Origin of the sequence: Propionicimonas sp. T2.31MG-18 (assembly GCF_964266745.1) — a bacterium.
GTDB lineage: Bacteria > Actinomycetota > Actinomycetes > Propionibacteriales > Propionibacteriaceae > Propionicimonas.
Map to the genome: position 1 here is coordinate 81,680 of NZ_CAXWGX010000028.1, position 11,993 is coordinate 93,672.

Annotated in this window: 15 protein-coding genes; 8 read left to right on the forward strand and 7 right to left on the reverse strand. The window is 74.0% G+C overall.

What is annotated here, in order from left to right; genetic code table 11:
- Genes cobA through ACFQQJ_RS14930 form a run of 3 tightly spaced genes read right to left on the reverse strand, consistent with a single transcriptional unit; the run spans position 1 to position 1,714 of the window.
- Positions 1-741: a uroporphyrinogen-III C-methyltransferase gene (gene cobA / locus ACFQQJ_RS14920; RefSeq protein ID WP_377107659.1), complete on the reverse strand. Its 741-nt coding sequence runs from the start codon at positions 739-741 to the stop codon at positions 1-3.
- Positions 738-1,205, reverse strand: a complete 468-nt coding sequence (locus ACFQQJ_RS14925; protein ID WP_377107661.1) for an NAD(P)-dependent oxidoreductase — start codon at positions 1,203-1,205, stop codon at positions 738-740. Before ACFQQJ_RS14925 ends, cobA begins: the two co-directional genes overlap by 4 nt.
- Positions 1,206-1,258: 53 nt before the next feature.
- On the reverse strand, positions 1,259-1,714 hold the full coding sequence (locus ACFQQJ_RS14930) for a GyrI-like domain-containing protein (RefSeq protein WP_377107663.1): 456 nt from the start codon (positions 1,712-1,714) through the stop codon (positions 1,259-1,261).
- A gap of 322 nt (positions 1,715-2,036) precedes the next feature.
- On the opposite strand from ACFQQJ_RS14930, the gene ACFQQJ_RS14935 reads away from it, so the two are divergent.
- The 8 genes from ACFQQJ_RS14935 to ACFQQJ_RS14970 all read left to right on the forward strand — a co-directional run bounded on the left by ACFQQJ_RS14935 (position 2,037) and on the right by ACFQQJ_RS14970 (position 9,064).
- The gene (locus ACFQQJ_RS14935; RefSeq protein WP_377107664.1) at positions 2,037-3,599 is read left to right on the forward strand and encodes an ABC transporter substrate-binding protein; all 1,563 of its coding nucleotides are present in this window, start codon (positions 2,037-2,039) and stop codon (positions 3,597-3,599) included.
- Between the two features lie 39 nt (positions 3,600-3,638).
- Positions 3,639-4,571: an ABC transporter permease gene (locus ACFQQJ_RS14940; protein WP_377107665.1), complete on the forward strand. Its 933-nt coding sequence runs from the start codon at positions 3,639-3,641 to the stop codon at positions 4,569-4,571.
- Complete coding sequence (locus ACFQQJ_RS14945; protein WP_377107667.1) at positions 4,568-5,419, forward strand: ABC transporter permease; 852 nt, start codon at positions 4,568-4,570, stop codon at positions 5,417-5,419. Before ACFQQJ_RS14940 ends, ACFQQJ_RS14945 begins: the two co-directional genes overlap by 4 nt.
- Entirely contained in the window at positions 5,416-6,150 is a 735-nt protein-coding gene (locus ACFQQJ_RS14950; RefSeq protein WP_377107668.1) for an ABC transporter ATP-binding protein, read from the forward strand. The genes ACFQQJ_RS14945 and ACFQQJ_RS14950 overlap by 4 nt, the downstream gene beginning before the upstream one ends.
- Positions 6,143-6,940 carry an ABC transporter ATP-binding protein gene (locus ACFQQJ_RS14955; protein WP_377107670.1) on the forward strand — a complete coding sequence of 266 codons (798 nt, stop codon included), beginning with the start codon at positions 6,143-6,145 and terminating at the stop codon, positions 6,938-6,940. Before ACFQQJ_RS14950 ends, ACFQQJ_RS14955 begins: the two co-directional genes overlap by 8 nt.
- On the forward strand, positions 6,937-8,097 hold the full coding sequence (locus tag ACFQQJ_RS14960) for an amidohydrolase family protein (RefSeq protein WP_377107672.1): 1,161 nt from the start codon (positions 6,937-6,939) through the stop codon (positions 8,095-8,097). Before ACFQQJ_RS14955 ends, ACFQQJ_RS14960 begins: the two co-directional genes overlap by 4 nt.
- 62 nt (positions 8,098-8,159) lie before the next feature.
- Positions 8,160-8,549, forward strand: coding sequence for a hypothetical protein (locus ACFQQJ_RS14965; protein WP_377107674.1), 390 nt, complete (start codon positions 8,160-8,162; stop codon positions 8,547-8,549).
- The gene (locus ACFQQJ_RS14970) at positions 8,546-9,064 is read left to right on the forward strand and encodes a TetR/AcrR family transcriptional regulator (RefSeq protein WP_377107676.1); all 519 of its coding nucleotides are present in this window, start codon (positions 8,546-8,548) and stop codon (positions 9,062-9,064) included. The genes ACFQQJ_RS14965 and ACFQQJ_RS14970 overlap by 4 nt, the downstream gene beginning before the upstream one ends.
- Before the next feature lie 11 nt (positions 9,065-9,075).
- Here ACFQQJ_RS14970 and ACFQQJ_RS14975 read toward each other — a convergent pair whose 3' ends face one another.
- From ACFQQJ_RS14975 to ACFQQJ_RS14990, 4 genes are all read right to left on the reverse strand, one after another.
- Positions 9,076-9,969, reverse strand: a complete 894-nt coding sequence (locus ACFQQJ_RS14975) for a hypothetical protein (RefSeq protein ID WP_377107678.1) — start codon at positions 9,967-9,969, stop codon at positions 9,076-9,078.
- Positions 9,966-11,120 (reverse strand): CAP domain-containing protein, encoded by a 1,155-nt coding sequence (locus ACFQQJ_RS14980; RefSeq protein WP_377107680.1) that lies wholly within the window; start codon positions 11,118-11,120, stop codon positions 9,966-9,968. The genes ACFQQJ_RS14975 and ACFQQJ_RS14980 overlap by 4 nt, the downstream gene beginning before the upstream one ends.
- A gap of 111 nt (positions 11,121-11,231) precedes the next feature.
- Complete coding sequence (locus ACFQQJ_RS14985) at positions 11,232-11,642, reverse strand: HIT family protein (protein WP_377107682.1); 411 nt, start codon at positions 11,640-11,642, stop codon at positions 11,232-11,234.
- Between the two features lie 86 nt (positions 11,643-11,728).
- On the reverse strand, positions 11,729-11,932 hold the full coding sequence (locus tag ACFQQJ_RS14990) for a cold-shock protein (RefSeq protein ID WP_300151278.1): 204 nt from the start codon (positions 11,930-11,932) through the stop codon (positions 11,729-11,731).
- Positions 11,933-11,993 lie beyond the last annotated feature (61 nt).

Here is an 11,993-nt window from a genome sequence, read left to right on the forward strand (position 1 = left end):
TCAGCGCAGGTCGAGGCCCACGACCGCCCCGATCACGGTGAGGGCCGGTGGCTCCACCCCTGCGGACGCGGCCAGCGACGGCAGGTCGGACACGGTGCCGCGGATCACCCGCTGCCGGGGGCTCGCCGCCTGGGCCACCACCGCGGCCGGCGTGGACGGGTCGAGCCCGCGCTCCACCAGCCCCGCGCAGATCGCGGGGAGCTGCTTCACGCCCATCAGCACGACGATCGTCCCGCCGCCGGCGGCGAGCGCGTCCCAGTTCACGGTGGACGCGGGGTCGCCGGGCCCGACGTGCCCCGACACCACGGCGAAGCCCTGGCTGAGCCCGCGGTGGGTGAGCGGGATGCCGGCCAGTTCCGGGCCCGCCACCGCCGAGGTCACCCCGGGGACCACGCGGACCGGGATGCCGGCCTCGGCGCACGCCAGCCACTCCTCCGAGCCGCGGCCCAGCACGAACGGGTCGCCGCCCTTCAGGCGCACGACCATCGACCCGGCAGCGGCGTGGCGCACCAGCAGTGCGTTGATCTCCGCCTGCGAAGTCTGGCGCCCCCGGGGGATCTTTGCCACGTCCACGAGCAGCGCCCCGGGTTTGGTCTCCTCCAGGCACGCCAGCGGTGCGAGGTGGTCGTAGAGCACCACGTCGGCCTCGCGCAGCGCCCGCAGGCCGCCGACGGTGATCAGGTCCGGGTCGCCGGGGCCACCTCCGACCAGCACCACCTCACCGGGGGTGGGCCCGCTCACCCGGCGTCCCCGAGCAGGTCGAGCAGCCGGTCGCGCAGCGCCCGCGCCCGCAGCGGGTCGTGGGCGGTGAGCACGCCGATCGTGGCGTCGCCGACGGTGCCGGTCGCCGGCGTCCAGGCCGAGCCGAGCCCGCCGGCATCCGCACGGACGCAGAACGTGTGGCGGGCCTCCGCGGCCGCGGCCACGGCGGCGTTGACCTCGGGGGAGTCCGTGGCGGCCAGCACGTACCAGGCGCCGTCCAGGTCGGACGGCTCGAACGCACGCGCCACCCAGCGGACGGTCCCGGCATCGGCCAGCGCGGCGAGGTCGGGGTGCAGCTGCGGTGCCACGACGGTGACCACCGCGCCCGCGGCCAGCAGCACAGGGACGCGACGCCGGTGGACGCCGCCACCGCCCACGGCCACGACCGGCCGTCCGGCCAGCAGCAGCCCGGCCAGGTACGCCGGTGCACCTCCAGCGCTCATCCGCCCTCCTCGGGTGGCACCCTAGCCTGCCCGTGCGCGGGAACGACGGGCGCTCACGCCAGCGGGAACACCAGGCGCGTCACCGTGGTGGCCGGATCCTCGTCCGGTTCGCTGAGGTAGAACTCGAACATCGAGCCGGTGAGTTCCACCTGCTGCTCCTCCAGCCAGGGCATCAGCTCGGCGTAGCTGTCCGAGAGCGTGTCGTACGGCCCGACATGGGTGCCGACCGCCGCCGCCATGGCCGGACGCTGCGTCACGGTCACCCCGGGGACCTCGACGACGCGGTCCACCCCGAAGCCGATCTCGACGTCCACGACGTCGGTCGGCATCCCGAAGTACTCGGCGTAGGCCGGCCCCACCAGGACCGCGCCCGCTCCCGCAGCGGCAGCGGCCACCGACGAGAAGGCGTGGTCGAACACTGTGTGCAGTTCGGCCATCGGGACGTTCGAGCGCACCCCTGCGCTCACCCAGGCCTCCAGGTTCTCGATGTGTGGATCCACCCCGGCCATGCGCCTGCCTCCTCCTCCACGGGGTCGCCCTCCACGCTAGACCGGCGGTCCGGGCGCGTCGATACCACCCCGGGCACCCGCGGGCCGTACGGCGGACGCGGGGTGGCGCCACCCTGGAACCCGTCCGGTATCCTTCGCGCATGCACAGCGACCGGATGCGTGGCCGAATGCCGGCCCCCTGCGGTGCCTGCTGTCGGTGTTGGTGCTGACCGAGCCCGACGACGAGGACGCCCTCGCGGTGTCCGCCCCGCTCACCCGCCCCTCCCTGGCGCTCGCCAGACCCGCAGCCCCGCCCGCACCACCGCACAGGAGCACGACCGCCATGACCCTGACCCGCCTCACCTCCCGCCTCGCCGCAGCGCTCGCCGTCCTCGCGCTGTCGGCCTGCGCCGCCGCCCCGTCCGCCACCACCCCCGGGGCCTCGACGTCGGCGCCCGCGACACCGCAGCGCGGTGGGACGATCACCTACGGGCGCGCCGCGGCCGTCACCTCGTTCGACCTGAACAACCAGATCACCGCCAACAACGCCTTCGCCATCGACAAGGTGTTCGAGCCGCTGGTCTCCTTCGACACGACCGGGAAGATCGTCCCCTGGCTGGCCGAGAAGTGGGACGTGAGCTCCGACCAGCTCACCTACGCCTTCACCCTCCGCGAGGGTCTCCAGTTCTCCGACGGCACCCCCGTGACCGCCAGGGACGCGAAGTTCTCCCTGGAGCGCCACCTCGAGGTGGAGGGGCCTCTGCCCCTGCAGGCGCCGATCGCGGGCATCACCGCCACCGACGACCGGACGCTGACGATCTCGCTGAAGAGCGCCTACACCCCGTTCCTTTCCGAGCTGTCGGGGTTCTCCAACGGGATCTTCCCCGCCGGCTTCGGCGGCCGCAGCGAGAAGGAGTTCTTCGCCGCGCCGGTCGGCACCGGCCCGTGGGTCGTCGAGTCCTGGGACCCCAGCGGTGACACCACCTTCCGTGCCAACCCCCACTACTGGCAGCAGGGCAAGCCGTACGCCGACACCCTGGTCTACAAGGTGGTCGCCGACGACACCCAGCGCATCCAGCAGCTCCAGGCGGGGCAGCTCTCCGGCATCGAGAACGTGGCGCCCGCCACCATCGCCCCCCTCAAGGCCGACCCGAACGTGACCGTCTCCGAGCTGGGCTCCTGGGAGGTCGAGCAGGTGTTCTTCAACACCCAGAACGCCTACTTCGCCGACCGCCACGTCCGCCGTGCGATCGCCCTCTCGCTCGACCGGGACGCCCTCACGCAGGCCGTCACCTTCGGCGCGGCCCAGACGGTGAAGACCCTGATCCCGCCGACCATCCAGTACGCCGCCGACGTGAAGGCCCTCGACAACGACCCTGCCGCGGCGAAGGAGGAACTGGCCGCCTCCGCCTTCCCGCAGGGGTTCACCGCGACCCTGCTGATCGCCTCCGGAAACTCGGTGCGAACGCAGGAGGCCCAGATCATCCAGGAGGCGGTCAAGCCGCTGGGGATCACCCTGAAGATCGAGTCGGTCGAGCTCAACGACTTCCGCGAGCGTTTCTTCGCCTACAAGTTCGACGCGATGATCAACTCCGGGCAGAGCGACGCGCCCGACCCCGACGGGCTGATCGCCTTCCAAACCGATCCGGAGGGGTTCAGCAAGTCGTACTGGACGCACTACACCAACGACCGGGTCACCGCCCTGGCCGCGCAGGGACGCGCCACGCCCGACGGCGAGGAGCGGGCGCGGATCTACGCGGAGATCCAGCAGATCCTGGCCGACGACGTGCCCTACATCCCGCTCTACAACACCAAGAACGTGGTGGCGTCGCTGGCGTCCGTCCACGGGCTCACGCCGCGCATCAACGGCAGTGTCCTGTTCCAGGACGTCTGGCTCGCGCCCTAGCGTTCGCCAAGCCCGGCCCGCGGCGGGGAGAATCAGCCCATGCGTTGGGTGGGGCGCTCGTTGCTCTCCGTCGTCCCGGTGGTGGTCGGCGTGGTGTTGTGCGTCTTCTTCCTGCTGCGGATCGTGCCGGGCGACCCGGCGGCGATGATCCTCGGCGAGCGCGCGACGACCGCGTCCATCGAGGCGCTGCGGCACCGCCTGGGCCTCGACCTGCCCCTGGCCCAGCAGCTCTCGGACTGGCTGGTGGGCGTGTTCACCCGCGGTGACGTCGGCACGTCGCTGGTGACGTCGCAGCCCGTTCTCGGCCTCGTCGGCTCGCGCGCGGGCCTCACCGCGCTGCTCGTGCTGCTGAGCGTCGTGTTCACGGTGCTGATCGTGGTGCCTCTCGCCCTGCTCGCCGCCACCCACAAGGACGGGGTCCTGGACCACCTGGTGCGCATCGTCCCGACCGTCGGCATGGCGATGCCGGCCTTCTGGGTGGGCCTGATCCTCATCCTGCTGTTCGGCGTCCAGCTGCGCTGGCTGCCGGTGGGCGGGGTCGGGACGGGGCCGGGCGAGCCGCTGCGCAGCCTGGTGCTGCCGGCGCTGACCGTCGCGCTGGGCATGGCGCCGCCGCTGGTCCGCGCGCTTCGCGAACAACTCGTCGAGGTGCTCGACGCCGACTTCGTGGTCACGCTGCGCGCCGCGCGGCTGCCGTCCTGGCGGGTGCAGGCCCACGTGCTGCGCAACGCCGCCGTCCCGACCGTGTCGCTGCTGGGGCTCAACGTCGCCTACCTGATCGGCGGCACGCTGGTGGTCGAGAAGGTCTTCGCCCTGAACGGGCTGGGTGCGCTGCTGTTCTCCTCGATCAGCTCCCGCGACTTCCCGGTCGTGCAGGGCATCGCCCTGGTGCTGGCGCTGGCCGTCGTCGGCGTCTCGCTGCTGACCGACGGGCTCGTCGCCCTGCTCGACCCGAGGGTGCGCACGGCATGAGCACCACGACCGCCGCCGTCCGCCCGTCCGTGCGGTGGCTGCGCCGCGCCCGCCGGACGCCCGCCCTCGTCGCGGGGACGGCGATCCTCGTGGTGGTGGGCGTGGTGGCGGTCCTCGCCCCGGTGATCGCGCCGTACGACCCCGCGACCCAGGACCTCGGCAACGGGCTGGCCCCGCCGTCGGCCGCCCACTGGTTCGGCACCGACCAGCTCGGCCGCGACATCCTCTCGCGGGTGATGGCCGCGGCGGCCACCGACCTGCGGATCGCCGTGCTCGCCGCGCTGGTGCCCCTGGTTGTCGGGGTCACCATCGGGCTGGTCAGCGGCTACGTGGGTGGCTGGGGCGACTGGCTGATCGGGCGCGTGGTCGACACCTTCGTCGCCTTCCCGTTCTACGTGCTCGTGATCACGGTGGTGTTCGCCGCCGGTGCGGGGGAGCGGGGCATCTACCTGGCCTACGCCCTCGTGGGCTGGATCACCTACGCCCGCGTGATCCGCGCACGCACCCGCACGCTGTGCGGCGAGGGGTGGGTCCAGGCCGCCCGCGGCGGCGGGCTGTCGCACGGCCGCGTCCTCTTCGGCCACCTGCTGCCCAACGTGGCGCCGCTGGCCGTGGTGCTGCTGATGACCGAGATCCTGCTGATCATGGTGGCCGTGGTGACCCTGGGCTACCTCGGCCTCGGCGTCCAGCCGCCCACGCCCGACTGGGGGACGATGATCAGCGACGGGCAGCTCTTCCTGACCACGCGCTGGTGGGTGCCGACCCTGCCCGGGCTGGCGGTGGTGCTCACCGGGGTCGGGCTGTCGCTCACCGGGGACGGCCTGGCCGACGTGTGGAGGCTGCGATGAGGATCGAGGGCCTGCGCGTGGCGGGGGAGTCCGAGCTGCTGCACGGCGTGAGCCTGGCCGTCGGGCAGGGGGAGGCCGTCGGGCTGGTGGGGGAGTCCGGCTCGGGCAAGAGCCTCACGCTGCGCGCGGTGATGGGCCTGCTGCCCCGCGGCCTGCGCGTGACCGGGGGGACGGTCGAGGTGGACGGCCGGGCCGCGATGATCTTCCAGGACCCGCTCACCTTCCTCGACCCGCTGGTGCGGGTCGGCGACCAGGTCGCCGAGGTGTGCCGGGTGGTCGCCGGCCTCTCCCGGCGGGCGTCCCGCGTCCGGGCGCTCGAACTGTTCGCCGACGTCCGGCTGGACGACCGCGCGGTGCTCGCCCGCCGCTACCCCCACCAGCTCTCCGGAGGGCAGCGCCAGCGCGTCCTGCTCGCCCTCGCCCTGGCGCAGGAGCCCGACCTGCTGTTGTGCGACGAGCCCACCACGGCCCTCGACGTCACCGTGCAGCGGGAGGTGCTCGACCTGCTCGCGTCGCTGCGCGCCGAGCGGGGGCTGTCGCTGGTGTTCGTCAGCCACGACCTCGCCGTGGTCGCCCAGCTGTGCGACCGGGTGGTGGTGCTGCGCGACGGCGAGGTGGTCGAGGCGGGCGACACGCGGGACGTGGTGGCCCGGCCGCACCACCCCTACACCCGGCGCCTGCTGGACGCCGTCCTCCCCCTTCCCGCGCTCGCCGGGGGTCGCGATGGCTGACGGGCTGGAGCTCACCGGGGTGAGCGTGGCCTACGCCGGCCGGCGGGTCGTCGACGACGTGTCGCTGCAGGTGCGCCCCGGGACCATCGTCGGGCTGGTCGGGGAGTCCGGCTCGGGGAAGACCACGCTGGCGCGCGCCGTGGTCGGCACGGTCGGGCTCGCCGGGGGCACCGTGCACCTCGACGGGACGCCGCTCGCCCGTCGCCGGAGCCGGACGGAGCGTCGGGCCGTCCAGCTGGTGCAGCAGGACCCGTACGCCTCGCTGAACCCGCTGCTCACCGTCGGCCGCGTGCTCGACGAACTGCTTCGCGTCCACCGGCTCGCGGAACGGCGCACCGCCTCCGACACCGCCGGCGGGCCAGACGCGGGGGCGTGGCGGCGGGCCCGCTGCGCGGAGCTGATGGGGCTGGTGGGGCTCGAGGTGGACACGCTCGGCCGCTACCCGCGCCAGCTGTCCGGCGGCCAGCGGCAGCGGGTGGCGATCGCCCGGGCGCTGGCCGTCGAGCCGCGCATCCTGGTGGCCGACGAGCCCACCAGCGCCCTCGACGTCACCGTGCAGCGCACCGTCCTCGACGTCCTGGCGGGGCTCTCGGCGCGGGTCGGGCTGGGCGTGCTGCTGATCTCGCACGACCTGTCGGTGATCCACGCCGCCTGCGACGACGTCGCCGTCCTGCGCGAGGGCCGGATCGTCGAGCACGCACCCGCGGCGCGGTTCTTCACCCATCCGTCCGACCCGTACAGCCGCCGCCTGCTGCAGGCGGTGCCCCGGCTGCCGGAGCGCGCGCCGTGAACGTGGCCGAACTGCCGGCCGTCGGGGAGCCCGTCGGCGGTCTCGGCGGAGGCCTGGTGCTGGGCGCGGACGGCGTCTTCCGCGCGGGCGTGGTGCGGATCGACGGCCCGGTGGTCGCCGCGCCGGACGCCGCCGCGTCCCTGCCGGTGGTGGACGTGACCGGGGCCTGGGTGACCCCCGGCTTCGTCGACGCGCACACCCACCTGGCGTGGAGCGACTTCGACCACCCCGACACCGCGCTGGCCGAGCGGGCCGCCGCAACCTCCCGGAACCGGTTGGCGACGCTCGCCGCCGGGGTGACCACCGCGCGGGACGCCGGCGGCTACGACCCCGCGCTGGCCCGGCTCGTCGATGGCGAACCCGGACCGCGGGTGGTCCCCTCGATCGACATCATCGGCCCCGGGGACGCGCGTGGCGCCGCGTACCTCCGCCGGCGGGTGGCCGCCCTGGCCGAGGCCGGCGCCGCGTGGATCAAGGTCGCGGCGACCGGTGGCGTCGGCGCGGGCACCGCGCAGTGCGAGCCGGTGTTCGACCGCGCCGAGTTCGCGGCGATCGCGGGGGAGGCCGCGCGGGCCGCGCTGCCGGTGATGGTGCACGCGTGGGGCGGGCCGGCGATCGACTGGGCGGTCGAGGACGGCGTCGCGAGCATCGAGCACGCCGTCCACCTCACCGCGGCGCAGGCGCGTCGCGCCGCCGCGGCGGGAATCTTCGTGGTGCCGACCGTGTGGATCTACGCCGACGTGCTGCGGCTCGCCCTCGCCGGGGAGCTCCCGGCGTCGCTGGTGCCCGCGGCGCGGACGGCGGTCGCCGCCCACCCGGGCGCGGTCCGCCACTGCCTCGAGGAGGGTGTCCCGCTGGCCGTGGGCACGGACGCCGGGCTGCCCACGCAGCACGGGCACAACCTGAACGAGGTGGCCGCCCTCGTCGGGGCGGGGGTGCCGGTGGACGTGGCGCTGTGTGCGGCCACCTATGGCGGCGCTCGTCTCGTCGATCCGGGGGCGGGGGTGCCGCTGGCGCCCGGCACGCGCGCGGACGTCGTGATCCTCGACCGCGACCCCACCGACGTCGCGACGCTGCGCGATCCCGGTGCCGTGTGCCTGGTGATCCGGGACGGGCGGGTCGCCCACCGGCGCGCTGGTCCCGACGCTTCGTCCTGAATCCTTGAGAAGGCTAACGGCGTTAGCTTAGGTGGTGCTAACACTGTTAGCAAGGAGTTGATATGACCGTTCTCGCCACCCCTGCGCCACGACGGGTCGCGCCGGCACGGATCGCGCAGGTTCTGCTCTGGCTGTCCGCCCTGGCAGCGGCCCTCGCCGCGGCCGGCGGCGTCGGCGAGGTGGTCGCGTCCGCAGCGGCCAGCCGCTTCGTCGAGTTGTGGCGCGTGGTGGGTTTCGCCACCTTCGCCGTGATCTTCGCCGTTCTCGCGGCGAGCGGACGCCGGGTTCCGGCCGGCATCTGGATCGCTGTCATCGCGAACAAGGTCGTCCTCACCGCCTTCGGACTGGCCTGGTCGGCGAGCGCGGACGGCGCCGCCGCTGCCATGTGGTGGGACGGCGCGCTCAGCCTCGCGCTGATCGCGGCCTTCCTGCTCACCAGGGCCCGCCGGTGAGCCGCAGCGACCAGATCGTGGAGGTCGCCCAGGCCCTGCTCGACGAGGCGGGGCCGGCGGGGCTGAGCATGCGGGCGATCGCGACGGCCGTCGGGATCCGGGCGCCGTCGCTGTACCGGCACTTCCCGGACAAGGCCGCCATCGAGGCCGCCCTCCAGGAGCGGGCGCTCCTCGACCTGGCCGACACGCTGGCGGCGGCGGGTCCGAACCTGGTGCCACTGGCGGGCGCCTACCGGGACTGGGCGCTCGCACATCCGCACCGGTACGCGCTGATCTCCGGGCAGGCTCTCCACCGCGACCGTCTCCCGGCGGGCGTGGAGGACGCGGCGGCCGCGCCGCTGCGGGACGCCGTCCACGGGGACGCGGACCGGGCTCGCGCCCTCTGGGGGCTCGCGCACGGGCTGGTGGAACTCGAACTCGCCGGACGATTTCCCCCTGGTGCGGACATCGCCGCAGCCTGGCGAGCGGGGATGACCGCCTTCGGCGAGCACCGCCGCCAGGGCTTCCGCGCCTGACGGTCGGCGGGCTACCGCTGGCTCGGGACCGTCAGGCGGGAGACGTCGACGCGGCGCCGGAACAGCGACGGCCGGGCGGCGGGCGCCGCCGGGGGAGCCGTCGGCGCGGCGAAGGACGGGCCTTCGAGGTCGAAGCGACGGGCGTACTCCGCGGGGTTCGGGAAGGCCACCGGGTGGGCGTTCCAGGCCATCGGCGCCGCGGCGGGCGCGGGCTGCGCCACGACAGGCTGCTCGACGACGGGCTCGGCCGGGGGCTCGACCGGCTCGGACGCCGGCTCTGCGGGCGGCTGCTCCACGACGGGCTGGGTGGCCACCGGGCGGAACCACTCCTCGTCGAGGGCGGACGACGGCTCGCCCACGACCTCGACCACGGGCTCGGGCAGGGCGATCTCGACCACGGGCTCGGGCAGGACGACCTCGACCACGGGCTCGGGCAGGACGGGCTCGGGTGCGACGACGAGGGCGGGCTCGGCCACGGGTTCCGGTTCCGGGTCGGCGACCACGGCGAGGGCCGGAACGGCCTCGATCGGCGCCGGGACCGACGGCTCGACCAGCAGGCGCGCGGGGAGGGACTCGGCGTAGCGACCGGGCAGGGCGTCGACGTGCGCGCGCGCCGGGGCGGGCAGGCCGTAGGAGCGGGTCGGGGCGTGGGCGACGTGCGTCCGCTCCGCCGCCGGCTCTGCCGCGTACCGGGCGCCGGAGGGCTCGACCACGGCGCCACGGGCCGGGGCGGGCCCGGCGGCGATCCGCGACCCGACCGCCTGGGGCGCAGGGACGAGCTCGGCGTCGGCGACGGGCTCGACGAGGCGCAGGTGCCGCGGGGAGTAGTCGGCCTGCGCCGCCTCCTGCTCGAAGCCGAGGAAGCGGGAGCCGAAGAGGGGTTCTGTGATCTGTTGTGTCGTCATCTCTCGAAGTCCACGTTGCTGAAGATCGAATCCTGGAGGGAGGAGCCGGTGTCCCACACGCCGCCGGCGACACCGACGCCGGCCTTCGTCCAGGTCCTGCTCATCACCGACTCGCAGTGGCCGGTGGTCGAACTCATCCACTGCGACACCACCTGGCTGGCGGTGTAGTCCTTCGGGGAGAGGGCGAGGACCTCGCCGAAGGCGCCGGACACGCCGGCGAGCTGGAAGCGGGCGGAGAACCCGGTGGTGCCGTGCGTGACGTGGTCCAGGCCGTCGTAGACGTCCTGCCGGGCGGCCAGGTCACGGCTGTGGGCGAGGGCCAGGTCGGACAGGCCGCCGTTCCAGTGGAGGGCGGGCACCGCCTTCATGGTTTTCGCCGTCCCGTCGCCGTGGCAGGTCTGCGTCCTGGCGCGGCGCTTGTTGATCTCGCTGAGGATCCGGGCCTCGAAGCTGGTCGCCGAGCGCCAGGTGCGCTTGTACTCGACCGTCGTGGTGAGCACCCCCGCACCGGTGGTCAGGCTCAGCACGCTCGTGCCCGCGAGGTTGGCCGGCATCGTCACCGACACACGGGTGTCGTCCACCACGGTGAACCGGGCCGCCAGCGCCGGCATCGCGGAGAACCCGCCCGCCCGCAGGGCGTCGGGCACCTGGGGGGTGAGCGTGACCGCGGTCGTCGCGGCCAGGCCCGACCCGGTGACCTCGATCGTGCCGCCGCCGGCCAGCGGGCTCGAGGCCGCGCAGGCGTGCACGTCGCCGGACTGCGGGGTCACGTGGACGAGCACCTTCGCCGAGTAGCCGGCCTTCCGCGTGCTGGACCTCGGCTTGTAGACCCGGTAGTACCGGTCGCCGGGGCCGTCGGGACGGACGGTCGTGCGGTAGTTGCCCGCGCTGGTCGTGGAGAGCGTCGCGACGGTGGTCCAGGTGGTCTGCCCGACCATCAGCTGCTGCACGCGGATCGTGTGGCTCGCCGGACGCGGCGACACCTTTCCCACCAGGTTCACGCCCTCGCACTCCACCACGGTGGTGTCGGAGGCGGTGAGGCTGACGCTGAAGCTCGCCGCTCGGGCGGGCGTGGCCACGCCGAGGACGCCTGCCGCCAGCGTGAGGCCGGCCAGCAGGGCCGACCCCCTGCGCAGCAGCGTCGTGTGCATTCTGTAGGACCCCTCCCGGAAACGCACTGCGAGCGTCTCACGGCGTCCTGTACGCGGGTAAGGCCCCGTTCGGGTGACTTGGGGGCCCCGTCCGGGAGCGTCGGGGGCTCCTCAGGACAGCGCGTCCCGCAGCCGCTGGGCGTACCCGGACTCCTCGCCGGCGGCGTAGCGCGTCCGTGGCCAGAAGAAGCCGCGCAGCCCATCTCCCCTGCTGCGGGGGACGACGTGCACGTGCAGGTGGGGCACCGACTGGCTGACGACGTTGTTCAGGGCCACGAAGGTGCCCTCGGCGCCGAACGCGGGGCCCATGGCGGACGCGAGCCGCTGGGCCACGGTGAACAGCGGCTCCATCAGCTCACCCGGCAGGTCGATGAGGGTGGCGACGTGGCGGGTGGGGCAGACCAGCACGTGGCCCTTGAACACCGGCCGGTGGTCGAGGAACGCGACGACGTGCTCGTCCCGCCAGACCTCGGTGGCCTCGACCTCGCCCGCGACGATCCGGCAGAACACGTCCTCGTCCATGGACGCGATTGTGCCACCGGCCCGATGCGGGCCCGGATGCGACGACGGCCCCCGCGCAGTGCGGGGGCCGTCGTGGTTGGCTTCGGTCAGAGCGGGGTGATGTTCGAGGCCTGGGGACCCTTGGGGCCCTGGGTGATCTCGAACTGCACCTTCTGGTTCTCATCCAGCGTACGGAACCCGGAGGACGAGATCGCGCTGTAGTGGGCGAAGACGTCGGGGCCCCCGCCGTCCGGGGCGATGAACCCGAAGCCCTTTTCGGCGTTGAACCACTTCACGGTGCCAGTGGCCATGCATTACTCCTTCTTGTGCGTGCGCCCCGACTTCCGGAGCCGCTTGTCGTCCCCGCACCTC